At 59.0% G+C, this 24,281-nt stretch carries 26 protein-coding genes; 14 read left to right on the top strand and 12 right to left on the bottom strand.

From position 1 onward, the window contains the following. Window positions 1–61: 61 nt before the first annotated feature. A complete protein-coding gene (locus ACYVI2_RS19660) occupies window positions 62–481 on the bottom strand; it encodes a WG repeat-containing protein (protein ID WP_415818369.1) in 420 nt (139 codons plus the stop codon). Between the two features lie 112 nt (window positions 482–593). After that, window positions 594–1,922 carry an aspartate aminotransferase family protein gene (locus ACYVI2_RS19655; protein ID WP_415818371.1) on the bottom strand — a complete coding sequence of 443 codons (1,329 nt, stop codon included), beginning with the start codon at window positions 1,920–1,922 and terminating at the stop codon, window positions 594–596. Between the two features lie 252 nt (window positions 1,923–2,174). On the opposite strand from ACYVI2_RS19655, the gene ACYVI2_RS19650 reads away from it, so the two are divergent. From ACYVI2_RS19650 to ACYVI2_RS19620, 7 genes are all read left to right on the top strand, one after another. Then, window positions 2,175–3,068, top strand: coding sequence for a MurR/RpiR family transcriptional regulator (locus ACYVI2_RS19650; protein WP_415818596.1), 894 nt, complete (start codon window positions 2,175–2,177; stop codon window positions 3,066–3,068). A 225-nt stretch (window positions 3,069–3,293) separates the two neighbouring features. Next, entirely contained in the window at window positions 3,294–4,817 is a 1,524-nt protein-coding gene (locus ACYVI2_RS19645) for an amidohydrolase family protein (protein ID WP_415818373.1), read from the top strand. 51 nt (window positions 4,818–4,868) lie between these two features. Beyond that, the gene (locus tag ACYVI2_RS19640; RefSeq protein ID WP_415818375.1) at window positions 4,869–5,963 is read left to right on the top strand and encodes an ABC transporter substrate-binding protein; all 1,095 of its coding nucleotides are present in this window, start codon (window positions 4,869–4,871) and stop codon (window positions 5,961–5,963) included. Window positions 5,964–5,973: 10 nt separating this feature from the next. Continuing rightward, window positions 5,974–6,819, top strand: a complete 846-nt coding sequence (locus tag ACYVI2_RS19635) for an ABC transporter permease (protein ID WP_415818377.1) — start codon at window positions 5,974–5,976, stop codon at window positions 6,817–6,819. Next, on the top strand, window positions 6,816–7,631 hold the full coding sequence (locus ACYVI2_RS19630; RefSeq protein ID WP_415818379.1) for an ABC transporter permease: 816 nt from the start codon (window positions 6,816–6,818) through the stop codon (window positions 7,629–7,631). The genes ACYVI2_RS19635 and ACYVI2_RS19630 overlap by 4 nt, the downstream gene beginning before the upstream one ends. A gap of 14 nt (window positions 7,632–7,645) precedes the next feature. Beyond that, window positions 7,646–8,518, top strand: a complete 873-nt coding sequence (locus ACYVI2_RS19625) for an ABC transporter ATP-binding protein (protein WP_415818381.1) — start codon at window positions 7,646–7,648, stop codon at window positions 8,516–8,518. Window positions 8,519–8,562: 44 nt separating this feature from the next. Then, window positions 8,563–9,921: an LLM class flavin-dependent oxidoreductase gene (locus ACYVI2_RS19620; RefSeq protein ID WP_415818383.1), complete on the top strand. Its 1,359-nt coding sequence runs from the start codon at window positions 8,563–8,565 to the stop codon at window positions 9,919–9,921. A 92-nt stretch (window positions 9,922–10,013) separates the two neighbouring features. Here the strand turns inward: ACYVI2_RS19620 and ACYVI2_RS19615 are convergent, their stop codons facing one another. From ACYVI2_RS19615 to ACYVI2_RS19600, 4 genes are all read right to left on the bottom strand, one after another. Next, the gene (locus ACYVI2_RS19615; RefSeq protein WP_415818385.1) at window positions 10,014–10,550 is read right to left on the bottom strand and encodes a chromate transporter; all 537 of its coding nucleotides are present in this window, start codon (window positions 10,548–10,550) and stop codon (window positions 10,014–10,016) included. Between the two features lies 1 nt (window position 10,551). Next, window positions 10,552–11,124, bottom strand: coding sequence for a chromate transporter (locus ACYVI2_RS19610; RefSeq protein ID WP_415818387.1), 573 nt, complete (start codon window positions 11,122–11,124; stop codon window positions 10,552–10,554). A gap of 108 nt (window positions 11,125–11,232) precedes the next feature. After that, on the bottom strand, window positions 11,233–12,033 hold the full coding sequence (locus ACYVI2_RS19605; protein ID WP_415818389.1) for an ABC transporter permease: 801 nt from the start codon (window positions 12,031–12,033) through the stop codon (window positions 11,233–11,235). Beyond that, window positions 12,024–12,698: an ABC transporter ATP-binding protein gene (locus ACYVI2_RS19600; RefSeq protein WP_415818391.1), complete on the bottom strand. Its 675-nt coding sequence runs from the start codon at window positions 12,696–12,698 to the stop codon at window positions 12,024–12,026. The genes ACYVI2_RS19605 and ACYVI2_RS19600 overlap by 10 nt, the downstream gene beginning before the upstream one ends. Window positions 12,699–12,810: 112 nt before the next feature. Here ACYVI2_RS19600 and ACYVI2_RS19595 point away from each other — a divergent pair, with 112 nt between their 5' ends. Next, on the top strand, window positions 12,811–13,713 hold the full coding sequence (locus tag ACYVI2_RS19595; RefSeq protein ID WP_415818393.1) for a LysR family transcriptional regulator: 903 nt from the start codon (window positions 12,811–12,813) through the stop codon (window positions 13,711–13,713). A 9-nt stretch (window positions 13,714–13,722) separates the two neighbouring features. Here the strand turns inward: ACYVI2_RS19595 and ACYVI2_RS19590 are convergent, their stop codons facing one another. Both ACYVI2_RS19590 and ACYVI2_RS19585 read right to left on the bottom strand, forming a co-directional pair. Next, a complete protein-coding gene (locus ACYVI2_RS19590) occupies window positions 13,723–14,718 on the bottom strand; it encodes a Bug family tripartite tricarboxylate transporter substrate binding protein (protein ID WP_415818395.1) in 996 nt (331 codons plus the stop codon). Window positions 14,719–14,859: 141 nt separating this feature from the next. After that, entirely contained in the window at window positions 14,860–15,771 is a 912-nt protein-coding gene (locus tag ACYVI2_RS19585) for a dihydrodipicolinate synthase family protein (protein ID WP_415818397.1), read from the bottom strand. 142 nt (window positions 15,772–15,913) lie between these two features. Here ACYVI2_RS19585 and ACYVI2_RS19580 point away from each other — a divergent pair, with 142 nt between their 5' ends. The 5 genes from ACYVI2_RS19580 (at window position 15,914) to ACYVI2_RS19560 (ending at window position 19,993) form a co-directional block, all read left to right on the top strand. Then, the gene (locus ACYVI2_RS19580; protein WP_415818399.1) at window positions 15,914–16,372 is read left to right on the top strand and encodes a hypothetical protein; all 459 of its coding nucleotides are present in this window, start codon (window positions 15,914–15,916) and stop codon (window positions 16,370–16,372) included. Window positions 16,373–16,528: 156 nt separating this feature from the next. Further along, on the top strand, window positions 16,529–17,203 hold the full coding sequence (locus ACYVI2_RS19575; protein ID WP_415818401.1) for a DedA family protein: 675 nt from the start codon (window positions 16,529–16,531) through the stop codon (window positions 17,201–17,203). Window positions 17,204–17,376: 173 nt separating this feature from the next. Then, on the top strand, window positions 17,377–18,255 hold the full coding sequence (locus ACYVI2_RS19570; protein ID WP_415818403.1) for an RNA polymerase sigma-70 factor: 879 nt from the start codon (window positions 17,377–17,379) through the stop codon (window positions 18,253–18,255). Between the two features lie 136 nt (window positions 18,256–18,391). Next, entirely contained in the window at window positions 18,392–18,826 is a 435-nt protein-coding gene (locus ACYVI2_RS19565; RefSeq protein WP_415818405.1) for a cupin domain-containing protein, read from the top strand. 132 nt (window positions 18,827–18,958) lie between these two features. After that, window positions 18,959–19,993 (top strand): LysR family transcriptional regulator, encoded by a 1,035-nt coding sequence (locus tag ACYVI2_RS19560; RefSeq protein ID WP_415818407.1) that lies wholly within the window; start codon window positions 18,959–18,961, stop codon window positions 19,991–19,993. Here the strand turns inward: ACYVI2_RS19560 and ACYVI2_RS19555 are convergent. From ACYVI2_RS19555 to ACYVI2_RS19545, 3 genes are all read right to left on the bottom strand, one after another. Next, window positions 19,990–20,490, bottom strand: coding sequence for an Ohr family peroxiredoxin (locus ACYVI2_RS19555; RefSeq protein ID WP_415818409.1), 501 nt, complete (start codon window positions 20,488–20,490; stop codon window positions 19,990–19,992). The two genes, ACYVI2_RS19560 and ACYVI2_RS19555, sit on opposite strands and share 4 nt — an antisense overlap. A 73-nt stretch (window positions 20,491–20,563) precedes the next feature. Next, window positions 20,564–21,319, bottom strand: coding sequence for an SDR family oxidoreductase (locus ACYVI2_RS19550; RefSeq protein WP_415818411.1), 756 nt, complete (start codon window positions 21,317–21,319; stop codon window positions 20,564–20,566). 10 nt (window positions 21,320–21,329) lie between these two features. Continuing rightward, on the bottom strand, window positions 21,330–21,809 hold the full coding sequence (locus tag ACYVI2_RS19545; RefSeq protein ID WP_415818413.1) for a carboxymuconolactone decarboxylase family protein: 480 nt from the start codon (window positions 21,807–21,809) through the stop codon (window positions 21,330–21,332). 344 nt (window positions 21,810–22,153) lie between these two features. On the opposite strand from ACYVI2_RS19545, the gene ACYVI2_RS19540 reads away from it, so the two are divergent. After that, on the top strand, window positions 22,154–22,897 hold the full coding sequence (locus ACYVI2_RS19540; protein ID WP_415818415.1) for an SDR family oxidoreductase: 744 nt from the start codon (window positions 22,154–22,156) through the stop codon (window positions 22,895–22,897). A 43-nt stretch (window positions 22,898–22,940) separates the two neighbouring features. On the opposite strand, the gene ACYVI2_RS19535 is transcribed toward ACYVI2_RS19540, so the two are convergent. Continuing rightward, complete coding sequence (locus ACYVI2_RS19535; RefSeq protein WP_415818417.1) at window positions 22,941–24,212, bottom strand: MFS transporter; 1,272 nt, start codon at window positions 24,210–24,212, stop codon at window positions 22,941–22,943. Window positions 24,213–24,281: the final 69 nt, after the last annotated feature.

Below are 24,281 nucleotides of genomic sequence, written 5' to 3'. Positions count from 1 at the left end.
ATCCGGCGCTGTGCGTCCATCGCGCCCACGCGTGCCAAGGGCTGCACGGACGTTGAGCCCGCTATCTGGCGCCCGCGCCGCGCATCGGATTGCGAACTGTTTTCCATTGCTGGCAAGATACGCTCGAGTGCTCAGCCTCGCGCTGAAAAGTGCAGTTGGTCCCTGCCTGGGCCGTTCCATTTTCAAATGGAAAGGCAAAGTCGTATACCGCGGGAACTACCACGTGCAAAGCACGGTTATGAAAACCCATTTTGCCGTTCTCGACAAAACGGGCCAGCCCTTCTTCGTAGTAGTCCGGGCCGTTATCAAAGATAAACGGCCGCAACACGGGACGCTGATCCCGATCGACATAGACCCAGCCGTGCTCGTCCTGGATCAACGCGTGACCATAGCGGTCGAATTCTTGCTCTTGGGCCATGACCGGCAGCGTCGCTGCCATCAGCAGCACAAACACACCGGCAGATCGAAAATTTCTCATCATGGCGACAGCATACTCGACCGCCCGAAAGCCTGGCCTGCATCCCTCCAACGCCGCCTGCGGATGCACCCTCTCAATGCATCCGCGAGCTCACTCGCCATACGCAGCCCAGGTGTCACGTCACTGGCAAGACTTCGCGCACTGACTGCGCAAACCGGTCAATGATCCTGTCGATATCTGCCGGCGTGCAGATAAACGGCGGCGCCAACAGTGCATGGTCACCTCGAACCCCATCCACCGTCCCGCCCATGGGATACACCAGCAGGCCATTCTGCTTGGCCGTCGCCTTGAGTCTGGCATGGGTCTTTTGAGCAGGGTCCAGCGTCTCTTTGCTATTGCGGTCAGCCACAAACTCGACGCCCACAAACAAACCCCGCCCCCGCACGTCTCCGACATTCGGATGATCTGCCAGCGTGGCCTTGAGCCCGGCACGCAATTGTTCGCCTCGAGCCAGGACGTTGGCCAGGAGATTGTCTTCTTGAATCACACGCTGCACTGCCAGCGATGCGGCACATGCCGTCGCGTGACCGATATAGGTGTGTCCATGCTGAAAGAAACCGCTGCCGCCCACAATGGCATCATAAATACGGTCAGTACATAAGGTCGCGCCAATTGGCTGATACCCGGCGCCCAGCCCCTTGGCAATGGTGATCAGATCCGGCACGACACCATCTTCTTCGCAGGCAAACAGATATCCCGTACGCCCCATCCCGGACATCACTTCATCCAGGATCAGCAATACGCCGTATTTATCGCACACCGCCCGAATACGTTTGAGATAGTCCCCTACCGGCGCCAACGCACCCGCGGTAGCCCCCACCACTGTCTCAGCCACAAAGGCCGCCACCGTATCCGACCCCAGCTCCAGGATCTTGGCCTCCAGCTCATCGGCCAGCCGCTGCGCGTATTGCACGTCGCTTTCACCCTCCCGGCGTTCGCGGTAGGGATAGCAAGGCGACACATGATGCGCCGGCACCAGCAATGGCAAAAACGGCTCGCGCCGCCAGGCATTACCGCCAATCGCCAACGCCCCCAGCGTATTGCCGTGATAGCTCTGACGCCGCGCAATGAAATGACGGCGCGATGGCTGGCCAATTTCCACAAAGTATTGCCGCGCGAGCTTCAGGGCTGCCTCGACCGCCTCCGAGCCTCCCGAGACAAAGTACACATGATTCAAATCCCCCGGCGCCGATTGGGCTAATCTGTCGGCCAGCGTCTCCGCCACCTCGGTCGTAAAGAACGACGTATGCGCGTAGGCCAGCGACTCCACCTGCTGCTTGATCGCATCGATCACAACAGGGTGGCCATGTCCGAGGCAAGACACCGCCGCTCCACCCGATGCGTCGATATAGCTTTTGCCGTCCTGATCGAACAGTTCTATCCCTTTTCCGGCAACAGCGACAGGGAGTTTCTGCTTGGGCTGACGATGGAAAACGTGCGTCATGGTCGGATCTCTTTGTATGAAAGCGGTAGCGGATGATATTTATTGCTACGCGCGATGGGCCGGGACAGCATCCTTCAGCCAGTATATGAATTCTTTTTCCTCAAAGCAACACTTGTTTCATAAACCCAGATACAAGGAACAAATGAATCATCATCTTTACCAGCCCAGCGTATCGCGGTCAGATCACACATGCCTGGATGCAACGGTGCGGCATTTATGCAACAATCGTTTCACCCCAACGGCATCCCATCTATGCGCTCCGACAGCCCATCCCCACCCGAATCGCTGGATCAACTGATTGATCATTTGCGGCAGGTGTTCTCCGCGCTCACTCCGCAATTTCAAAATGCGGCACGTTATCTGCTCAATCAGCCGACCAACGTCCCTGTCTTGTCAATGCGCAAGATCGCTGCTGATGCCCGGGTGCAGCCTGCTACGCTCGTGCGGCTGGCTCAGCATCTGGGCTATTCGGGCTGGCAAGACCTGCGCGAGGTTTTTGTCGACGCCTTTCACAGCAGCTCTCAGCCTTATGCCCAGCGCGCCCGCAAAATCATCGGCACTGGCAAAGCAGCGCGGCTGCAGGCCGAGATACTGGCAACACAATTCCGAAATCTCGAGCGCACCAGCGCCCAGAACACAGAGACCCTGCCCGTTGCCACCGAGCTGCTGACTCGCGCCACAAACGTGTATATCGCAGGTTTTCGTGCGAGCTATCCCATCGCATTCGGCTTTCACTATGTCTATCGACTGTTTCGCGGCAGCACATTTCTCATCCGCAGCGACGCCGGCACGCTTGAACTAGAACTCCGTTTGCTTACCGCCAACGATGCCATGGTCCTGATCAGCTTCGCCCCGTATTCACAAGAAATCAGCCAAATTGCGCGCACCGCTCGTGCAGCAGGTTGCAAGATCGTGGCGCTGACCGACAGCAAGGTCTCTCCTATCGCGCTGGATGCGGATTGCACGCTTGTGTTCTCTACGGACAGTCCATCGTTTTTTCCGTCCACAACCGCGGCTACCGCTTTGACCGAAGCCCTGCTCGAACAACTGCTCGCCAAGAAAGGCAAAGGCGCGATCAAAGCCATCGAGCACGCCGAAGGCCAATTGCATCATTCAGGCGCTTATCTTCCGACACGCCGTCCTTAGCCTGCGCAATCGTTCAGCCTTCGCAGGTTTTCTACTCTGGCCGTATCCCCTTCGCACGGCATTTGCTCATAAGCAGTAGATTAGAACGAAATCTTCGTTTGGCATCCCGACGCCTGCCCGTAGAGTTTTGAGCTATGCATCGCGCATGCGTCGACGCCTTTGTCTCCGGCACAAGGGCCAGACGTGTCCGCATTAGCTGCGTTCACCTCGTTTCGGAGATGCCCCATGAATGATCGCTTGAACCGTATTCACGCGTCCCGCTCGGCAGCCGTCAAAGCCACGCTGGATTACCCGGTGATAGACACCGATGTGCATGTCAACGACTATGCGCCGATTCTCGAAGACTATGTTCAACACTACGGCGGCGCCAAACTCGTCGACTCGTTGCGGCGTGCATTGGGGTCGCGCTTTGCCACCAAAAGCAATGGGCGCGACTGGTATGCCCAGACCGCGGAGGAACGTCAATACCACCGCACGTTGCGCTCACCATGGTGGGCACGCGTCACGCGCAACACACTGGACCTCGCCACATACACGCTGCCGGAATTACTCTACGAACGTCTCGCGGAACAGGGTGCCGACTACTCCGTGTTGTTCCCCAACGACGTGCTGGCCCCGCTGGCGGCCCGCGATGACACTCGCCAGGCACTGCATCGTGCCATCAATCACTTCCATGCCGATCAATACCGCAAATACAGTGATCGGCTGACCCCTGTAGCCGGAATCCCGCTCAATACCCCCCAAGAAGGCATTGAAGAACTGGAGTTCGCCGTCAAGACATTGGGACTCAAGGTCATCAACATCGCCGGTGGCGTGCGACGTCCGATCAAGGCAATTGCCGAAAAATACCCCGCCGAGCAGTTTCCCGATATTGCCAAGCATGCCCACTATATTGATTTCTACGGCATCGACAGCGAGTACGACTACGATCCGTTCTGGGCCAAGGTCGTCGAGCTCGGCGTCCCGGTCACGACACACTATGGCAGTCAGGGCTGGACGGGACGGCATTCGATCAGCAACTACATGTTCAATCACATCGGCCATTTTGCCGATGGCTCTCAGGCATTTGCAAAGGCCCTGTTCTTCGGCGGCGTGACGCGACGTTTTCCAGGCTTGCGCGTCGCGCTGCTGGAGGGTGGCGCAGATTGGGGATCACATGTCTACACGCACCTGGTCGACCGGTGGGAAAAACGTAATCGGCACGAGGTTCAGAACTACAACCCCGCTAATGCTGATCTCGACCTGCTGAAAGACTTGTTCGAACGCTACGGCGCAGACTTCATCCGCGGCCGGGACATCGATCCGTCGCAGCTATTGCGTGACAGCCTGGGCATTTCGGCCCTGCCCCATAGCCGTGAGCCCCAGCCCGACGAACTCGATGACTTCGCATTGGCAGGCATAGAGAAAATCGAAGACATACGCGATCGCTGGGTCAACAGTTTCTACTTCGGCTCAGAAGCAGACGATCGTACGGTGGCCTCCGCCTTCAACGAAAAAGTTCATCCGCTTGGCGCCAAGATCAATGCGATCTGGTCCTCCGACGTGGGGCATTGGGATGTTCCGGACCTGACCGAGCCCTTGGCAGAAAGCTGGGATCTGGTCGAACAAGGTGTCTTGAGCGAAGCCAATTTCAAAGCCTTCGTTTTCGGCAATCCCTACCGGTTCTATACCGAAGCCAACCCGGCATTCTTTGCCGGGACTGAAGTCGACCGCAAACTGACCTCGACCTCGCAAGCCCGCGCGGCTTGATGTCATGTCTATTCTCCCCGGTGTGACCACCGGGGATTTCTGGAGTATCTGATGAATTTTCTGTCCACCCTGGTAGCGCGCGCAGCGCTGGCGCTGACGCTGACCAGCGCTGCCGCCAGCGCACATGCCGCCGACGTTATCCGCATCGGCGTCGCGACCGCCGGCGGCGGCGATCCCATCACCTGGGGCGGCTCGCCCGGTGGTGTTGTCCGTGCCAACCAAGCATTGGAAAAGGCATTCCAGGCCGACGGCGTCAAAGTCGAATGGTTGTTCTTCAAAGGCGCCGGCCCCGCCGTCAACGAAGCACTCTCGAACAAGCAAATCGACTTTGCCTATCAAGGCGACCTGCCTTCCACAGTCGGCCGTGCCAATGGACTGAAGACCAAAATCCTATTGGTCTCAGGCGCACGCAATAATCTCTATGTCGTCGTGCCGCCAAACTCCAAACTGGATAGCATCGAAGACCTGAAAGGCGAGCGCGTCTCGATCTTTCGCGGCACCAATGGGCATCTGGTCGCCAACAACGTGCTTGCCGCGCATGGCCTGACCGAGCGCGATCTCAAGGGCGTCAATCTTGATTCCGGCAGTGCTCAGGCCGCCTTGGTATCCAATGGCGTTGATGCCGCCTTTGGCGGTTACGAGTGGTTCAAGATTCGCGACCAGGGCCTGGCGAAAATCATCTACTCCACACGCGGGCAAGACCCAGCCTATACACGCCAAGCCTCGTTACTCGTACGCGAGGACTTCGCAACCGACAACCCCGCGCAGGTACAGAAAGTTGTCGATGTCTTCGTCGACGCCGCTCATTGGGCATCGGACGAAAAAAATCGCGACGCGCTTTTCAAAATTTGGGAGAAAAGCGGTGTGCCCTATACATCCTGGGCCGCCGAGTTCGACCAGCAAAGCCTGGCCTCTCGCAATTCGCCCATCGTCGATGACTTCATCATCGCGCGTTACAAGGCGGTTGCCGCCGATGCACTCAAGCTGAAGCTGATCCGCCGGGAGGTCTCGGTCGATGACTGGTTCGACACCCGTTATCTGGAACAGGCCCTCAAGAACAAGGGCCTGGACCAATACTGGGCGTACTCCGATGCCAGCGGCAAAACCATAGCGACGGCCGCACCGAATCAGGTCAGCGCTCGCTAGGAGACGTGCCATGAGCATCCTGACCTTGCCCAGACGCCATCTCGCGTCAGCGCACGCGCCTGCCTGGAATACACGTGCGGCGATCTGGTTTATTGCCCCGTGGTTATTACCACTGTCTCTCTATGCCCTATGGCACTTGGGTGCAGAGCAAGGCTGGATCTCGCCCCAAGTCCTGCCTCCCCCTTCGTATGTGTGGGAAACCCTCAGCGATCTGACCACCAGCGGAGACTTGTGGCTGAACGTGAAGGCGAGCCTGCTGCGTGTCTTGGTTGGCTTTGCCGTCGGCAGCCTGCTTGGGTTGACACTGGGAACGGCCATGGGCCTGTGGCGTCCGCTGCAAGCCTATCTGCTACCGACATTCAATGCGCTGGTGCAAATTCCAGTGCTGGCCTGGCTGCCGTTTGTGCTATTGCTGGTCGGCATCGGTGAACCGCTGAAATACATCCTCATTGCCAAGGCGGCATTGGTCCCCGTCACGCTCAATACCTTGCAGGGATTCCGGCTTGCCAGTCCCGCACTGCGCGAGGTCGCCCATGTATACCGCTACACACGGCGGCAGGAGGTGCTGGAGGTCGTCCTGCCGCTGGCCACTCCCACCATCTTCACCGGTCTGCGGCTCGGTTTCACCAAGGCCTGGCTGTCGTTGGTCGTCGTCGAACTGGTCGCCTCCAGTGAAGGCCTGGGCTATCTCATCGTCTATGGCCGCCAGCTGTTCCAGCTGGACCTCGTCATGGCCGCAGTCATTGTGGTAGGTGCCATTGGCTACCTCATTGATCGTCTGCTCGACTGGTCAGAAGCGCGTTTCATCGGCGCCCGCGCCGCGTCGCGGCTGGGCACCCAAGGAGAAGCGCCATGAGCAACGCTGCGACAAACACCAACGGCGCCACTCCTGTTCCGCTTGACGACAATGGCGATACGCGTCGCTGGCGAGGCCTGGTATTGCCAGTCGCTGCCATCTTGCTGTGGTGGGCGTTGTCCCGCGCCGATCTCGTCAACTCGGCCCTGCTTGTGTCTCCAGGAAAAGTCCTGGCCACGGCCGCTGACCAGATCACCACAGGCAAGCTCTGGCGTGCACTCGGCGCCAGCCTGACACGAGAACTCACGGGCTTTGTCATCGGCACATCGGCGGGCCTGCTGCTCGGCGCACTGCTTGGCGTCTCTCGTTGGTTCAATAGATTAGTTGGGCCGAGCTTCAATACCTTTAAGCAGATATCGCTCTTTGCCTGGATCCCCTTGATCTCGGTGTGGTTCGGATTGGGTGACACCGCCAAAGTCGTCTTTCTCTCATTGGCGGCGTTGGTGCCGGTCGTCGTGAACACTTGCGACGGCATCCGCAGCACGCCAAAACCCTTGCTCGAAGTCGCCAAAGTCTATCGCTATACACCCGTACAAACGTTCTTTCACGTCGTACTGCCTGCCGCCACACCCGCGATCTTCACCGGTGTTTATCTCGCCTTGATCTATTCGTGGTTAGCCACCATCGGCGCGGAATATCTGCTGGTCGCGGGTGTCGGCATCGGCAACCTGCTGATCGAAGGCAGCGAGCATTTCCAGATGGATCTGGTGATCTTCGGCATGTTCGTCGTGGGCTTGGTCGGTTGGCTGATGAACGCCCTGGCCCGCCACGTCGAGCGCCGTCTCGCGCACCTGCGCGGTGCCGCGCAATAACCACAGGAACGTATATGACCGAATCTGCAACGTTGGAACTCGATCTGGACCTGCATGGAGTAGGAAAACGCTACGCCAGCGCACAAGCCGCGGGCGGCGTACTGCAAGTCCTGCATGGGATTGACCTGAACGTCCGCTCAGGAGAATTCGTCGCCGTCGTCGGCGCCAGCGGCTGCGGAAAATCCACGCTCCTGCGCCTGATACTCGGGCTGGAAGATCACTACGATGGCCACATCACGCTAGGCGGCACACCCGTGCAAGGCACCGGACGCGAACGCGGCATCGTCTTTCAGGATCATCGCCTCTTTCCCTGGCTCACCGTCGAACAGAACATCGCCGTGGGGCTGCGTAATTCCCCACATACCGCGGCACAGAAACGCGATCTGGTGGCCGAGCACGTCGCGCTGGTGGGCCTGGAAGGTTTCGAGCAATCCTATCCTCACCAGATCTCGGGAGGCATGGCGCAACGCGTCGCCATTGCGCGCGGGCTCGTCAATCGGCCGCGCGTGCTGCTGCTGGACGAGCCGTTTGGTGCGCTCGATGCCTTGACACGCGCGCGTCTGCAAACCGAGCTGCAACGCATCTGGGAAAAAGAACGCATCACGATGATCCTCGTCACCCACGATGTCGAAGAAGCCGTCTTTCTGGGCGATCGCGTCGTGATCATGCAACCTCATCCGGGCCGCATCCACCGCATCGTTCCCGTGCCGCTTGCCCATCCGCGCAACCGCAGTGATCCTCGATTCATCCGCATCCGCGATGACGTTCTTTCGGATTTTCTCGCCCCCGACGGCGCGCCGGCAGAGGCCGACAGCGTCCCCGCTGAACAGACTGATCTCTACTTGCGCCCCATTCCCTCTTTAGCCTCACTGCAAATGGCTTGGTGATCTCTCCTTAGTCCCACGACATACACCCATACGGAGCCACGACCGTGACCACCTCTCCCCGGCAAATCAAGCTCGGCGCATTTCTCATGCAGACCGGGCACCATATCGCCGCCTGGCGCCACCCGGATGCCCAAGCAGATGCGGGCGTCAATTTCAAACATTACGTCGAGCTCGCGCGCCGTGCCGAGGCCGCGAAATTCGATGCGGTGTTCCTTGCAGATTCCGTTGGCGTACGCAATCGCAACATCGACTCATTGTCGCGTACCGCGCGCAGCGATCATTTCGAACCACTGACGCTGCTATCGGCGCTGGCCGCCGTGACTGAACATATCGGCCTGATCGCGACCGTCTCGACGACGTATAACGAGCCCTATCATGTCGCACGCAAATTTGCATCGCTGGATCAGATCAGTGGCGGCCGATCAGGCTGGAACCTCGTCACCTCCAGCGGTGAAGGCGAAGCGCAGAACTTCAACCTCGACGCTCACGTCGATCATGCCCAGCGCTATGCCCGCGCAGCCGAGTTCCACGATGTCGTACTCGGCCTGTGGGACAGTTGGGAAGACGATGCCTTTGTGCGTGACACGGAAAGCGGCGTCTATTTCGAGCCGGAGAAGCTGCACCCTTTGAATCACCGCGGCGAACACTTTCGTGTGCGCGGCCCGCTGAACGTGGCACGCTCTCCGCAAGGCCGCCCCGTCGTCGTGCAAGCAGGCGCCTCGCCTGCCGGCCGGGATCTGGCCGCTCGCACCGCAGAGGTGATCTTCGTCGCGCACCAGACCTTCGACGAGGCCCAGTCGTTCTATCGCGACATCAAGCAACGCGCAAGCGACTACGGCCGCGACCCCGATCAGATCAAGATCATGCCGGGCATTTTCCCGGTCATAGGCCGCACACAAGCCGAGGCCGAGGAAAAATTCGCCCGGCTGCAAGACCTGATCCATCCCATCGTAGGTGTGCAACTGCTCTCGAATATGATCGGCGGTTTCGATCTATCTGCCTATCCGGTGGATGGCCCTTTGCCAGATCTGCCTGAAACCAATGGCGGGAAAAGCCGCCAGCAGTTACTGATCGATCTCGCTCGCCGGGAAAACCTCAGCATCCGCGACCTTTATCTACGCATTGCCGGCGCACGCGGACACCAGCAGATTGTCGGAACTCCGCAAAGCGTGGCCGACCAATTACAGCAATGGTTCGAAGAAGAAGGCGCCGACGGTTTCAATATCATGTCTCCATGGTTGCCCGGCGGACTGAACGACTTTATTGATCTCGCCTTGCCAGAACTACGCCGCCGGGGACTGGTGCGCACGGAATATCAAGGACACACCCTGCGCGATCACCTTGGGTTACATCGGCCCGAGCACCGCGCTGTGGTCGGCCGTCGCCTGAGCCAGGCGGCTTGAGCGTTGGCACAGCCGACCGTGAATGATGCGAAGTTCGACTAGCCGCCAGTAACATGGGCGCTAGTCGCCTCACGCCGCCCTGCTTTCTACACCTATACCCATCCGGCAACATGCACCACGCTCAACACGCCAGCGCCGCAGGCGATCAATAACAGCGGATTCAATCGTGTTCGCATCATCAACACTGTCGCAATCACGGCAATTGCACGTGCCCACCATCCGCCTTCCAGCGACATGAACAGCACATACACTGCCGCCAAAATCATTCCGGCCGCGATGGGCCGCAGCCCCGCCTCCAGCGCCAACTGCCAGCGCGCGCCCTGGTGGCGCCGCCAGACATACGCCACGGCATAAATCAGAAACGCCGTGGGCCCGAAAATCGCGATGGTAGCGACTACCGCGCCCCAAAGACCACCAACGTCCCAACCGATCAAGGTCACCAGCAACGATCCTGGCCCAGGCGCGAGCCGTGCGATCGCAAAGGTATTCAAAAACTCCTGCGCCGTCATCCACTGCTGTACATCCACCACTTGCCGATGAATCTCGGCTACAGTCGCCTGTCCGCCTCCAATCGTCACCAGCGAAAGCGGCGCGAAGACTCCCCAGAGTGTCCACAGGATATTGCCCATATCAGGCCTCCTTTTTCAGCAGGCGGACATATTCGATACCGACACTCAGGACACCTTCGCCCAGCACCACCCACAGCAGCGGCCATTGCAGTACGCCCACTGCGACAAATGTGGTCACCACGAAAATCCAAGGCAACACTCGCCTCGGCACCCGGATCGCTGTCGTGATCGCCATACTTGCGGACAAGCCAATCGCGGCGGCCGCAGCGCCCGCCAAGGCAATGTTGGTAATAGAGTACTCAGTCAGCGCGGCAAACACCGTCGCCAGCAGGATGATGAAGATCGCCGGAGGAACAATAATCCCCATAAACCCCGCGACTGCCCCCCGCGCGCCGGCCAGCCGGTAGCCGATCCAGATCGCCATATTCTTGACATTGACGCCCGGCAGCGCCTGAGACAACGCCAGACCGTTGAGGAAATCCTCTTCGCTCATCCATTTCCGGTCCTGGACGAACTCGCGGTAAAACCAACCACTCAACCCGCCGCCAAAACTCGACAGTCCGATACGGGAAAAGATCAGGAACAAGCTCCATGCGCTCGGCCTGGGCTCCACATCGACATTCTCAATTTGCATGATAGGGACGCAAAATTGGCACGCCCTCGGATTTCACAGAGAACGGCGCCTGCACAATGGATGCGCGCATTATGACGCGAGGTTGATAACAAATACCTAAACGCCGGGTCAGCTCTCTTCTCGAAACCGGTCCAGACGCAAGCGCCCGCGTTCGTCCGTCAACCGATGCACTGCTCCATAGGCCGCCCCCATGGCGGCCATGCTGCTTGCGCCGCAAAGGAGAAACATCAACAAAATCTGGTATTTGGCCGCGTCCGTCGGATCCATGCCCGCCAGGATCTGGCCGGTCATGATGCCGGGCAGCGTGATAATCCCCGCGGCGGCCATCTGGTTGATGCTGGGCACGATGCCGCGGCGTACGGACTCGCGCAGCAAGGTGGAAAATGCCTGGCGCACCGTCGCCCCCAACGACAGTCGGGCCTCGATCGCCAAGCGCTCCCGTCTCACGCCGGACAAGACGGCATCCAGCGCCAGGCTGGCCGCGTTCAACGCACTGCCCAGCACAATCCCCACCAGCGCCACCACATAACGCGGGTCATACCACGGCGTCGGCTGCACCGCCGTATTCGTGATGAAAAACACGCAGATCAACGTCGCTGCGGTTACCGCGACGGCGCTGATGACGAGGTTGCCATGCTGTATCAAACGAGCCTTGGGACGCGCCGCTACCTCACGGATCGCCAGGGCCATCATCACGGCAATAATCAATAGCGTCAGCCAGGGATTGGCATGCGTGAAGACTACACGCAACAAATGCCCCACCAGCAGCAACTGCAATACGGTACGAATCGCCGCCCAGAGAATCTGCCGCTGCAAATTCAGTCGTAGTACGAACGATACGCCCGCGCACAAGACGACCAGACAGGACGCGATTATCAAGTCCGATGCGTGCAAAGGAATCACGTCCATAGAGCCTCCAGCCTGCCTGCTTCCATGCGGAACCCCCGATGCCCCATACGATGGGCCTGTTCCTGGTTATGCGTCACCAGCACAATACTCGAACCCTGCTGCATACCGCGTTGCCACTCTTGCTCAACCAACGCGGTCGCCTGCTCATCCAGGGCTGCCGTGGGCTCATCCAGCAACAACACGCGTGGCTTCAATAACAGAGCCCGTACCAACCCCAACCGTTGCCGCTCGCCCGTCGACAATTCCAGCACCTGCGCATCGAGCTTGGCAGCAGGCAAGCCCAATCGCTGCGCGATGACCCGTGCGGCGTCCAGATCCGCAAAATGCGCTGTGACGGCATCATCCCACCAACCCGCCTCGGCCTGGCAATACACCACCTGACGCCGCCACTCATAACCTCTCATCTGCATGCGATCGCGGCCATCGAGTTCGGCAGACCCCTGCCCTGGGTCCAGGTCGGCGATTTGGCGCAGCAGCAACGATTTGCCAGAGCCGGAAGGGCCGACGATGGCGACACACTCCCCGGCAGGGATATCAAGCGTGACCGGCGCCAGCCGTGAGTTATGCAACCCACGTAACCGCAGTACAGGGACCGTGTCGCTGGTATTGTGGAAAAGGACGCGATCTGGCGCGGCGGACGGCGAATGATGAACAGATTGCGGCATAGAGGGAAACAGAGGCTGATGGCTACCGGAAGCCTATCGGAACTTGCGGCGGCTGACAGGCGAGGCGATTCGTCAAAGTTAGCTAAGATAACGCTTTTGCTTCGCCTATGCCATGTTCCAGCTCAGCCAACTGCGTTGCTTTGTCGAAGTCGCCACCGAATTGCATTTCGGCCGAGCGGCCGAACGCCTGAACATGACGCAACCTCCGCTCAGCCGGCAAATCCGCCAGCTGGAGCACGAACTAGGCACCGCGTTGCTCGAACGCACGCGGCGCAGCGTGCGCCTGACCGCGGCCGGGCGGGCGTTTTTACCCGAGGCGCGCGATATTCTGCAGCGCTGCGTCACAGCAACCAGCAAGGCCCGGTATGCACTGCAAGGCGAGGCTGGGCGGGTTGTGCTGGGTTATTCGGCTGGTGCGAACTATGACCTGCTGCCACGCGTGGTGGCGGCCGCGCAGCAGCAATTACCAAACATTGATCTCGAACTGCGCGAAATGGTATCCGATGATCAGTTGGAGGCTTTGCGCACGGAACGCATCGACTTGGGGCTTATCCGCCTGCCGGCCGATTTGCAGGGCCTGGAAATGACCTGTGTCGTGCGCGAACCCATGTCATTGGTGCTGCCTCGCGCTCATCCACTGACTCGCCGTCGACGCGGTCTGCAGCTGGATGATCTGCACGGTGAGCCGTTCATCATGTACCAGCCAGGAGATGGCCGCTATTTTCATGAAATGCTGCAGGCGCTATTTCACGAAACTGGCGTCGCGCCGCGTTTCATGCAGCATGTGCGGCACACCCACTCCATGATCGCACTGGTCAACGCAGGGATAGGCTTGGCGCTCGTCCCCGCGTCCACGGCGCTCATGCGTCTGGACAACATGACCGTGCGCGACATCGATCTGCCGGACCACATTCGTGCCGAGATGCATCTCGTCTGGCGGCGCGGCGGAGCCATCGCCAACCCGGCGATGGAACGCATGCGGGCCCTGCTCATCGAGCAGGGCCCGCTCAACTGAACTACCGAATCAATCAACAGTGATGTTGCCGTCACGGATCACTTTTTTCCAACGCTCGGCTTCCGCTATCTGAAACTGCGTCGCACTATCAGGACCATCGGCCACCACGTCAAAGCCTAAACCCGACATCTTCTGGCGAAACTCCGCCGATGTCAGCACCTTATGCAAGGCAGCCACCAGTTTCTCCTTGACCTCGGGCGCCAAGCCCTTGGGTGCGGCAATACCTTGCCAGGAATACACATCCATCCCCGGCACGCCCGCTTCACCCGGTACCGGCACATCCGGGAACAATGCGGATCGTTCCGCTCCTGTCACCGTGATCAAACGCAAACGATTGGCTTGGATGTGCGGCGCTACCGCACCCAGATTCGATACCAGGACTTCCGCATGGCCCGCCATCGTATCGGTAATCGCGGGTCCGCCGCCCTTGTAGGGCACATGAATGGCCTGCGTACCGCTATTCTGCAAGAAAAGCGCCAAAGTCAGATGTTCGCTGGAACCAGAGCCTGACGTTGCAACCGGCACATTGCCCTTTTCCGCCTTGAGATGCTCGATCAATTCGGGCAAGGTCTGAACAGAAGACGACGGTGTCACCGCAAAAGCGTTCGGGGTACGTACCGCGATGGTGAGCATATCGAAATCTTTGCGCGGCAAATAGCTCAGTTTCGGATACAAGCCCTCATTGATGGCCAATACGCCCAATGCCCCGATCAGAATCGTATGCCCATCGGGCTTGGCACGCGCCAGCTGCGTAGCGCCGATAGCGCCGTTCCCACCGGCCTTATTGTCCACGATCACCGTGGTGCCCAACGCTTCGCTCAGCGGCTGCGATAAATGGCGAGCAATCGCGTCCGACGAGCCGCCAGGCGCATAAGGCACGATGATCGTGAGAGGTTGACTGGAATAATCAGCCGCAACAGCGGGAACAACGTTGGCGCCGAACGCGGCAGCAACGAAAGCCGCCGCCAGGCGCACTACCCGGGAGGTATGCGATAAAACAGACATGAAGTCTCCTACTCCTATGATTGGATTTTGGGCGCACGGCAGCGACGCGCAGCAGCACGCCACGCCGTATCAAAAGACAGGCGTACCATCACGTCCGGCCTGCAGGATCTCAGGCCGGCGTGAACACCAAAGACAAGAAAGTCAGATCAAGCCCCACTGGCCGAGCAGGCGGCGCAACGTGTCGTCAGCTTCCGTGGAAAGGGGCCAGGCGCCCGGCGCGCGTACGGCGCCGCAGTCGTTACCCATCAACTGCAATGCACGCTTGACCACGGTCACGTTAGTACCGTTGCGTTCCATCGCGCGCAAGGCCTCGAATTCGGCCATGCTGCGAATCAGCTCCATGGCACGCGGATAATCACCCGCCTCGAGAGCGGCATGAATCGCGACCGAGCGCTCGGGCAGGACATTGATGAGACCCGAGGTAAAACCACGCGAGCCTACTGCGTAAAACGGCGGTGCCCAATGCTCGGCCAAGCCACCCACCCACGCGATATCACGCTCACGCGTACGTTCGATGATTTCCGCCAAGCGCAACGGCGTGGGCGAAGCCCATTTCACGCCCACTACGCCAGGGATCGCACACAGCGCCTCGACCGTATCCAGGCCAATCCCGTCATCACGCAGGTACAGCACCAGAGGCAGGCCATCGCCCGCCTCGGCAATACGCGTGACATACTGCACTACACCGCGCGGCGCCACAAAAGGGTCTGGCGGCTGATGCACCATCAATGCACTAGCTCCGGCCGCGCGAGAGGCCCGCGCCAAGGCAATCGCATCATGCAAGCTGCGCCCCACCCCAGCCAGCAACGGTGCGCGTCCCGCCACATGCTCGGCGGCGGCATGTACCATTTGTTCGGCTTCGTTGGTCGTCAGCCCGTAAAACTCGCTGGTGTTTCCGTTGGCCACCAACACATGCACCCCGGCGTTGATCGCACGGTCCACAATAGGCGCTAGGCGGGCGGGCGCCAATTTGTCGGCGTCATCAAAAGGGGTCACCAGAATGCCGGAAATCCCGTTCAGGGCGGCGCGCAGCTTGGTAGGGGCCTGACTCATGTTGTCTCTCATCTCGTTGACGGATCCAGCCGGGCGTACGCCCGGCTGGACTCTGGTAGATTGAACACCTTTACCTTCAAGCCGTCCAATGCGAAGAGGGTATGCAGTGATACAAGAATTGAATTACCGAAAAGGCACCCGCATGATCCCTACCCCACTCAAATGGATTGCCAGCATATTGTTTGGCCTGTTTGTCGGACGCGCGAGTTACGGCTTCATCCACCCGATTCTGTTTAGCGTATTTGGGTCCGCCACTGATACCACCAACGGAGCCGTGACGGATCCCAACGCCATTGACCATGTGTTGATAGCGGCCTCGGTCCTGGCGTTATTGGTCGCCATTGCCGTCGCCGCGTTCCTCTTGCGCAGCACCACCTTGTATCAGTTATTCGGCCGAGGCTGCATCCCTCTCGGCATCTCACTACTACTCGGTCTGCTCGCTGCCGTGCTGATGATGGATACCGGCGAACTCAGGGGCGAGGGAGGCAACGACGGCCGTGTCGCGCTCTTCTTCTGGTCACTGATTTTCGGGTTGCCCATGCTGATTTCTGGAATCGGGCTGACAATCGGCGGATGGGTATTGCTGCGAAAAGCCCGATGACCAACTGATCCACGCACATCATAGCTATCCGGCCATCATCGCCAATACGGATTGTTGCCGCCCGAGCAACATGACGCATCCCTAGTCAGGGCTACTGCCCTGCGTCTCTCATCGATACGATTTGGTCTCAAAACCCGACTCGCGTCAAAGGAGAGCATGATGGTGTCGCATGAACTCATCGCCCACTATGGCGTACTTGTGGTATTTCTCAACGTACTGGGCGCATCCCTGGGTTTACCCTTACCGGTCATGCCGACACTGATCACGATCGGCGCCAGCAGCGCGATCGCGACACCCAGCGCGTCGGCAGTGCTGCCCCAGTTGGCCATCATCCTGGCTGCCGCCGTCGCCGGTGGCGTACTGGGCGATCTGATCTGGTTTCAGGGAGGCAAACGCTACGGTGAACGAACGCTTTACACCGTGTGCAGCCTTTCTCTTTCCCGGGAAACCTGCATTGCCCGGACTGAAAACTTCTTCAGCAGGTGGGGCGTGCGACTGCTCATCGTTGCCCGCTTTGTTCCGGGGCTATCGCTGGTTTCTGTGCCACTCTGCGGAGCCATGGCGGTCGGATTTCGAGCTTTCCTGTGGCACGATTGCGCGGGTGTCGCCCTGTGGGCGTCGGCCGGACTGATCATCGGGGGAATTTTTGCGTCCCAGATCGAGCAAATTTTTGCCATGCTGTCCGATTTGGGCTGGCACGCACTGCTCATCGCTGGCAGCGCATTGGCGCTCTACATCCTGTATCGCTATTGTCGCCGCGCCATGATGGCCAGAACGCTCAGGAAAGCGCAAATCGGCGTAGAAAGCCTGCAAGAGTTTCTTGAGCATTAACGTGCGTACGTTGAGCGCATGACGACGGGCACACAACCGGGCGAGCAGTCGGAGTCATGTGGCTAGCCATGGCTCCGTGAGAGTTATTGGGGACACACTTGCCGTTTCCGTAGGGAAACCGCAAAATAGCGGCCGTTCCAGTCCACTTAAGCTCTGGCCGCGGCCCCATTCCCATGACCGACTCTACCAGTCTGTTCAATCGTCATCGCCCCCGTTTGCAGGCGATCGCGTACCGCATGCTGGGCTGCGTCGCCGACGCAGAAGACATCGTCCAAGACACCTGGCTACGCTGGCACGAAGCCGATCATTCGACACTGGACAACCCCGAAGCCTGGCTGGTCACCGTTACCACTCGGCTATCCATCGATAGCCTGCGCGCGGCCAAGGCCCAAAGAGAAAACTATACCGGCGTCTGGTTGCCGGAGCCGATCTTGATGGCGCCGCCATCCACCCCGGAGGAAATCCACGAGTTCGCGGACGACGTTTCGGTTGCGTTCCTGTTCATGCTTGAACGCTTGTCCCCCGAAGCCCGCGCGGCTTTCCTGATGCGCGAGGTCTTTGACATTGACTACGAGGATATCGCCCGGACTCTGGATAAGACCGAGGCGACTTGCCGTCAATTGGTTCGGCGAGCCAAACAACAACTGCAACAATCCCCCCCGCGCCATAAGGTATCGCGCGAAACGCATCATTGCCTGATGTTAGGTTTTGCCGACGCCATGCAGCGAGGCGATTTCCATGGGTTGTATGCCCTGCTCAATGACAACGCGGAACTGATAGGCGACGGCGGCGGCAAAGTGCCCAGTTTTGCCAGCCTGGTCGGTGGCAAACGCCTGGCCCAGCTGTTTTATGCCGGTCAGCGACGCTATGGCGATACGCTGCGGGTCGAGGTCACACTCGTCAACGGGCAATGGACATTGCTGCGCTATATCCAGGGCGCGCTGGAATCCGTGCAATCGTATGAGACCGATGGGCAACGCATCACCCGCGTGCTCGTCCAGCGCAATCCGGACAAACTCGCGCGCATCGCCGCCTCGTATTCCCCAAACTAACCCGCAGCGCCATGGCGATCTGCGCCCGGACATTGGTGCCGTCCGGGCAACATCGTGATCCCTTTCGCCCATCTACCGGCGTAACGCTCGCGCCCCTACGATGGACCTGCTCTCTCAACCAGCACAAGGACAGGTCATGCGCAATATCCTCAAGCACGGAATACTCGTAAGCGCCGCCAGCGCTCTGGTCACCACTATCGCAGTCGCCGCACCGCCTCACGGCGGCCATAGCGCCAGCGTGCCCGAGCCCGTCGTTACGCCGTTGATGACCAAGGCTTTGCCCGACCTCCCGGGTAAAGAGGCGTTGATGATTACGGTCGACTACCCGCCCGGCGCTGCCGACCCCATCCACCGTCACGACGCGCACGCGTTTGTCTATGTCCTGGAAGGCAGCATCGTGATGCAAGTGGAGGGCGAAAAGGAAGTCACCCTGACCCCGGGCCAGACTTATTACGAAGGCCCCAATGACCTGCACACTGTCGGACGCAACGCCAGCAAGACCAAGCCGGCCAAATTCGTCGTGGTGTTGATCAAGGCACAAGGCGCGCCGGCACTGATACCTGTGCAATAACCCCTCAGACGCCACGCTCCGAGTGGCGCTCAGCGACCTCACCATATCGGGGTATACCCGAGGATGATGCTCGTTTTGAAAATTTTTTCAAAAGTAACGTCACAAATCCAATAGCCCGCACGTCTTAGGGATATGGAAAACACAGCCTCCCCTAACGACGGGCTATCGGCCAGATCCGTCGAGAGTTCTGCGATCGCTGCATCGGGTACCGGTGCCGACTCGCTGGCCTACAGCTTCGCGACCAGCTACGCGGGCGTCGTCGCCTTTATCGCGGTGGCATCGGAAGGCAACTTTGCCAAAGCCGGTGACCGCCTCGGCATCGGCCGCTCCGCCGTCAGCCGCAGCGTACAAAAGCTGGAAGATCAACTGGGAACCAGGTTGTTCCTGCGCACCACGCGCAGTACGTCCCTCACTCGCGAAGGCGAACGGTTTTACGAAAACTGCCATACAGGGGTCAAACATATCGTGCAGGCCTTGGACGACATGCGGGAATTGCGAGAAGGCCCTCCAGCAGGACATCTGCGCGTCAGCGCCACCACTGGTTTTGGACGGAAAGTCGTGGCGCCATTATTGAAAGGGTTTCGCACGGCCTATCCCGACATTTCTGTAGAGCTGTTGCTCGATGATGGCCCGACTGATTTCACGGGAAGCCGGATTGACGTCTCGTTCCGTGATGGCCGCATGGAGGACAGTCAGGTCATCGCCAAACAGATCGTCCCAATGCAGATGCTGTTATGCGCCGCACCCAGCTATATCGCAACGCATTCGATGCCCACGGAGATTGACGACCTTGCCCAACATTGTTGCATCAATTTCCGGCTACCATCGGGCCGGCTCTACGACTGGGAATTCAAAGTGAATGGTTTGGCGCGCAAATTCACGCCCCAAGCCATGCTTTCGTTCAACGACGCCGATCTCATACTGCAAGCCGTCCTCGAAGGACAGGGAATCGCTCAAATGGCGGGCTACCAAGTGAGCGAATACCTGAAAAAGGGAGCGCTCGTACCCTGCTTGCCACAATACGCTCCAGACGATCGGGGGCATTACCTCTGCTACCTGAGCCGGCAACACCTGCCTGGCCGGATACGCGTCTTCATTGATTACATGACCGTCCAAATCCGCGCCCTGGATTTGCTGAGCGTAGACAATTTCCTGCTTAAAGGCTAAAGCGGGTCGTTTACGGTAACGACACTATGAATGCCCTGCCGTGCCATCTTGGCATAGGGGCATAAACGCTCGGCATTTCTCACCAGTTCTTGTGCTGCGGCCTTGTCCAGACCTGGTAAATGAACATGGACGTGCGCAGTCAGCGCGTGCAAGCCGTCAACCGGATCGCGGCCGAAACTCACTGATGCTTTAACCTCCACATCACGCAACATCACGCCTGCTTTCATCGCCAGCAGACTCAATACGCCATGGAAACAAGCCGCATAACCAGCGGCGAATAGCTGTTCCGGATTTGTCCCGCCTCCAGGACCATCCAGTTCAGTCGGCAGACGCAACTCGACTTGTAAAGCACCGTCATCGGAACGAGCAACGCCTGACGCTCGACCGTGCTCTATTTCGCCCCCTTGAACGGTGACATTGGCCGTATAGACCGCTTGGAAATCATCCCCGCGATACTTATCTAATAAGCTTAACGGCGGGGGCTGCAATTTAGTCATACTTATCTCATTTCAGATCGGAGAACGAAGGCGGTGGGCCATGCTAACACCTCCGTCACTCTCTCCAATCGACTTAGAGTGTCGCTCTCGATCGCCGAAACCAGGTCTCGAAATTGATAGCCCCCAAATGGGGATTGCGGACGGGTACGAGCGTATCGTCCTCCAGCAGGGCGCCGAAATAACGGGCCTGCAGATCCGCAATCACCGGACGAGCATCACCCGTATTGGCCAGATAACGCTCAACCAATGCAGCCATACGCACCTTTTCCGGACCGGCGATTTCAATGGTCCCGTTCACCGGCGCTGCCAGCGTGGCGTCTGCCATCGCCCTGGCCACATCGTCCGACGCAATAGGCTGCACGTAAGCCGCGGGCAGACGAATATGATCGCCTTCGGCGCCCGACTGCACGATGCCGCCCAAGAACTCGAAAAACTGCGTGCTATGGACGATCGTGTACGGAATACCACTGGCCTTGATCAATTTTTCCTGGGCAATTTTGCCGCGGAAATAACCGCTTTCCGCGAGCCGATGCGTACCCACCACCGACAGCGCCACATGATGGCGAACGCCCGCCTCGGCCTCGGCGGCGAGCAGGTTGCGACCCGACGTGGCGAAAAACTCCAAGACGGCTTTGTCTTCGAAGGATGGGGAATTCGCCACATCCACCACGACTTGCACGCCCTCGAGCGCCTCGGCCAATCCCTCGCCGGTAATCGTGTTCACCCCCGTAGCAGGCGATGCTGCGATGGCATTATGACCGTGCTGAAGCAGGATGGCGACCAACTTGGAACCGATCAAGCCCGTACCGCCAATGACCAGGATTTTCATGATGATGTCCTTAGCTGAGATTGGCTTTATCCAAGCCATAAGCCTTATCGGCCGACCCCGGCACCGTCCGGAAACCTACGTTCAGACGATTCCAGGCATTGATCGCCATGACGGAGAAACTCAATTCCGTCAATTCTTTTTCCGAATACTGCGTACGCACCCGCTCATAGATATCGTCAGGCACGCCCTGTGCCGGCAGGTGGGTCAATACCTCGGTCCATGCCAGCGCAGCGCGTTCACGCGGCGAAAACAACGTGGATTCGCGCCAAATCGCGACGTGGTGCAAACGCAGCTCGCGTTCGCCTTGGATCTTGGCCTGCTTGACGTGCATATCCAGGCAGAACCCGCAACCATTGAGCTGCGACGCACGGACATCGACTAGATTAAGAATCTCGTCTTCGATGGAGCCCGATTTCACGAGCATGCCGAATTCGACGAATTTCTTGAACAACTCTGGGGATTGCGCAAACGCGTTGATACGCTGACTCATGATGATTCCCTCGATAGGTTGGCGCCGCCCGCCCGGCGGCTTGAAAGCGGTCGTTGCTGCTATGCAGGCAACGGACAGCCACATCGTAGGAGGCGAGGGAATCTGCCGGTAGATCCGGCAAGGGGATCATGATGTTGATTGAATGGCACCAATCGCTGGCTGCATCGCAAGAAACCCATGGGGCGAAGCCCACCGCCAGTCGCGTCGGCTGCTTTATCGGATGAGGTCAGCGCACGCCATTATTCAAACCATTGAATAGTCATTGCAAATCTAGCCAGATTATCCAACACCAAATAACGAATAAAGTGTCTTTACGCCATTCCGGCAGCTAACCAAGGACATCAATGAACACCCCTTCCCCCTCGCGCGTCGCCCTGGTCACTGGAGGATCGCGCGGCATCGGCGCCGCCATCTCGGAGCGCTTGGCTGCCGACGGCTACGCGGTGGCCGTCAACTACGCGGGCCGACGCGACGATGCGGAACAAGTCGTGGCACGTATCCGCGCATCAGGCGGCCAGGCCCACGCCCTGCAAGCCGACGTCAGCGACAACGCCGCCGTCGGGCAACTGTTCGACGCCACTGAGGCTCGCTATGGCGGCGTCGATGTGCTGGTCAACAATGCGGGAGTGATGCATCTATCGGCCATTGCGCAGTTTGACGATGCTGCGTTCGATCGCCTGATCAACATCAATCTCAAAGGCAGCTTTAACGCTATGCGTCAGGCCGCACGGCGCGTGCGTGACGGCGGACGAATCATCAACTTCTCGACCAGTGTCATCGGTCTGAGACAGGAGGGCTACGGCGTCTACGCCGCCACCAAGGCCGCAGTCGAAACCCTGACTGGCGTGCTAGCCAAAGAACTGCGAGGAAAGTCGATCACGGTCAATGCCGTGGCCCCCGGCCCTACCGCGACCGACTTGTTTCTGGACGGCAAATCCGCCGAACTGATCGACCGGCTGGCCAAACTGAATCCGCTGGAGCGGTTGGGCACCCCAGCAGACATTGCCAACGTCGTCTCGTTTCTTGCCAGCCCGCAGGGATCTTGGGTCAATGGACAGACGCTGCGCGCTAACGGTGGAATGAACTGATACGTTGAACATCGCTGTGTCGCCACAGCGATGTTCGCGCAGCCTATTCCAGTTCGGCGCCCTTTAACTCGGGAATCAGCCAGATCGTCGCAAAGATATCGATCAGATAAATCAAGGCCAATGCGCCAATGGCAACACCAAAGGAATAAGACGAGGCCAAAGCGCCGATCACCAACGGGCTGAAGCCGCCCACTCCCCGTCCGATGCTCCAGAGCACGTTCTGGGCAGTTCCCCGCGCATGAGTCGGATAGAGTTCGGCCAATAGCGCGCCATACCCGCCCATCATGCCGTTGACAAACACGCCCATCACCACGCCGCCGATCAACAATGCTTCAGGTGAGGTCAGGGTCGAATAGACAAACACCATGACAAGCGCGCCGATCTGATAGCCGATAAATGTGGGACGCCGGCCTATTCGATCTGCCAACTGGCCGAAAATCCAGATTCCCACCAGCATCCCGATGATCGAAGCCCCCGTCCACACGGCCGATTTTGCCAGGCTATAGCCAAACATTTTCGACAAATAGGCCGGCATCCAGACAATGAGTCCGTAGTACCCGAAGTTCTGCACCGAACACAGAATGATCACGCCGATGCTGCGTTTCGTCGTCTCAGCATCACGGAACAGGGTCTTGATCGGGAACTCACGCTTTTTCTTCTTTGTAGAGCGCAGGAAGATTTCGGATTCGCCGATGACCTTGCGAATGATGAACGATCCCACAGCAGGAAAGAGGCCCACGACAAACATGCCACGCCATCCGATGTGAGGCAAGAGCAATGGCGTCAGTACCGCTGCTCCCAACACCCCCAATTGCCATCCCATTCCGACATACGACGACACGCGGCCACGCTTCTCTGCAGGCCAGGCCTCGATGGCGAGCGCCATACCGATACCGAACTCGCCTCCTAAACCCAGGCCCGCCAGGAATCGATACGCCATCAAGTCCCAGTAGCCGACGGCCAGTGCGCAAAGCCCCGTGAAGATCGCAAACATCAGGATGGTGTACGTCAGCACCCTGACCCGCCCGTAGTAATCACTGAGGATACCGAAACCGATTCCCCCGAAAATTCCGCCGATCAAGGTCGCCGTGACCAACGAACCACTTTCCGCTTCCGTCAGCCCGAGCTCGAGCCCAATGACATTCAGCATGAATCCGAGGATCAGGAGATCAAAACCGTCCATGGCATAGCCAGAAACCGCTGCGATCAGTGCCCGCATCGGACTGCTGCGTCCAGTGTCGTTTTGAGTGTCCGCATCATGAGGCGCCTGGGCAGCACTCAAGGCCTCGGTACCCGAGGTATTGTATTGACTCATTTATTTCCCTTTTTTTGTTGCCGGGCCGCCCCAAGACAAAAACACCCCCCTGGGGGGCAGCAAGCCGAA

The organism is Bordetella tumbae (assembly GCF_054780995.1).
The sequence above is the reverse complement of the archived record's forward strand: the minus strand, read 5'-3'. Positions and strand labels throughout refer to the sequence as shown.

Excerpts from the sequence above, each read along its gene's own strand:
- ACYVI2_RS19635 (WP_415818377.1), top strand. The coding sequence starts at position 5,974 with ATGAGCATCCTGACCTTGCCCAGACGCCATCTCGCGTCAGCGCACGCG.
- ACYVI2_RS19575 (WP_415818401.1), top strand. The coding sequence starts at position 16,529 with ATGATGGTGTCGCATGAACTCATCGCCCACTATGGCGTACTTGTGGTA.
- ACYVI2_RS19640 (WP_415818375.1), top strand. The coding sequence starts at position 4,869 with ATGAATTTTCTGTCCACCCTGGTAGCGCGCGCAGCGCTGGCGCTGACG.
- ACYVI2_RS19655 (WP_415818371.1), bottom strand. The coding sequence starts at position 1,922 with ATGACGCACGTTTTCCATCGTCAGCCCAAGCAGAAACTCCCTGTCGCT.
- ACYVI2_RS19650 (WP_415818596.1), top strand. The coding sequence starts at position 2,175 with ATGCGCTCCGACAGCCCATCCCCACCCGAATCGCTGGATCAACTGATT.
- ACYVI2_RS19600 (WP_415818391.1), bottom strand. The coding sequence starts at position 12,698 with ATGCCGCAATCTGTTCATCATTCGCCGTCCGCCGCGCCAGATCGCGTC.
- ACYVI2_RS19630 (WP_415818379.1), top strand. The coding sequence starts at position 6,816 with ATGAGCAACGCTGCGACAAACACCAACGGCGCCACTCCTGTTCCGCTT.
- ACYVI2_RS19590 (WP_415818395.1), bottom strand. The coding sequence starts at position 14,718 with ATGTCTGTTTTATCGCATACCTCCCGGGTAGTGCGCCTGGCGGCGGCT.
- ACYVI2_RS19595 (WP_415818393.1), top strand. The coding sequence starts at position 12,811 with ATGTTCCAGCTCAGCCAACTGCGTTGCTTTGTCGAAGTCGCCACCGAA.
- ACYVI2_RS19555 (WP_415818409.1), bottom strand. The coding sequence starts at position 20,490 with ATGACTAAATTGCAGCCCCCGCCGTTAAGCTTATTAGATAAGTATCGC.
- ACYVI2_RS19615 (WP_415818385.1), bottom strand. The coding sequence starts at position 10,550 with ATGGGCAATATCCTGTGGACACTCTGGGGAGTCTTCGCGCCGCTTTCG.
- ACYVI2_RS19550 (WP_415818411.1), bottom strand. The coding sequence starts at position 21,319 with ATGAAAATCCTGGTCATTGGCGGTACGGGCTTGATCGGTTCCAAGTTG.
- ACYVI2_RS19625 (WP_415818381.1), top strand. The coding sequence starts at position 7,646 with ATGACCGAATCTGCAACGTTGGAACTCGATCTGGACCTGCATGGAGTA.
- ACYVI2_RS19585 (WP_415818397.1), bottom strand. The coding sequence starts at position 15,771 with ATGAGTCAGGCCCCTACCAAGCTGCGCGCCGCCCTGAACGGGATTTCC.
- ACYVI2_RS19660 (WP_415818369.1), bottom strand. The coding sequence starts at position 481 with ATGATGAGAAATTTTCGATCTGCCGGTGTGTTTGTGCTGCTGATGGCA.
- ACYVI2_RS19610 (WP_415818387.1), bottom strand. The coding sequence starts at position 11,124 with ATGCAAATTGAGAATGTCGATGTGGAGCCCAGGCCGAGCGCATGGAGC.
- ACYVI2_RS19560 (WP_415818407.1), top strand. The coding sequence starts at position 18,959 with ATGGAAAACACAGCCTCCCCTAACGACGGGCTATCGGCCAGATCCGTC.
- ACYVI2_RS19580 (WP_415818399.1), top strand. The coding sequence starts at position 15,914 with ATGATCCCTACCCCACTCAAATGGATTGCCAGCATATTGTTTGGCCTG.
- ACYVI2_RS19565 (WP_415818405.1), top strand. The coding sequence starts at position 18,392 with ATGCGCAATATCCTCAAGCACGGAATACTCGTAAGCGCCGCCAGCGCT.
- ACYVI2_RS19645 (WP_415818373.1), top strand. The coding sequence starts at position 3,294 with ATGAATGATCGCTTGAACCGTATTCACGCGTCCCGCTCGGCAGCCGTC.
- ACYVI2_RS19605 (WP_415818389.1), bottom strand. The coding sequence starts at position 12,033 with ATGGACGTGATTCCTTTGCACGCATCGGACTTGATAATCGCGTCCTGT.
- ACYVI2_RS19545 (WP_415818413.1), bottom strand. The coding sequence starts at position 21,809 with ATGAGTCAGCGTATCAACGCGTTTGCGCAATCCCCAGAGTTGTTCAAG.
- ACYVI2_RS19535 (WP_415818417.1), bottom strand. The coding sequence starts at position 24,212 with ATGAGTCAATACAATACCTCGGGTACCGAGGCCTTGAGTGCTGCCCAG.
- ACYVI2_RS19540 (WP_415818415.1), top strand. The coding sequence starts at position 22,154 with ATGAACACCCCTTCCCCCTCGCGCGTCGCCCTGGTCACTGGAGGATCG.
- ACYVI2_RS19570 (WP_415818403.1), top strand. The coding sequence starts at position 17,377 with ATGACCGACTCTACCAGTCTGTTCAATCGTCATCGCCCCCGTTTGCAG.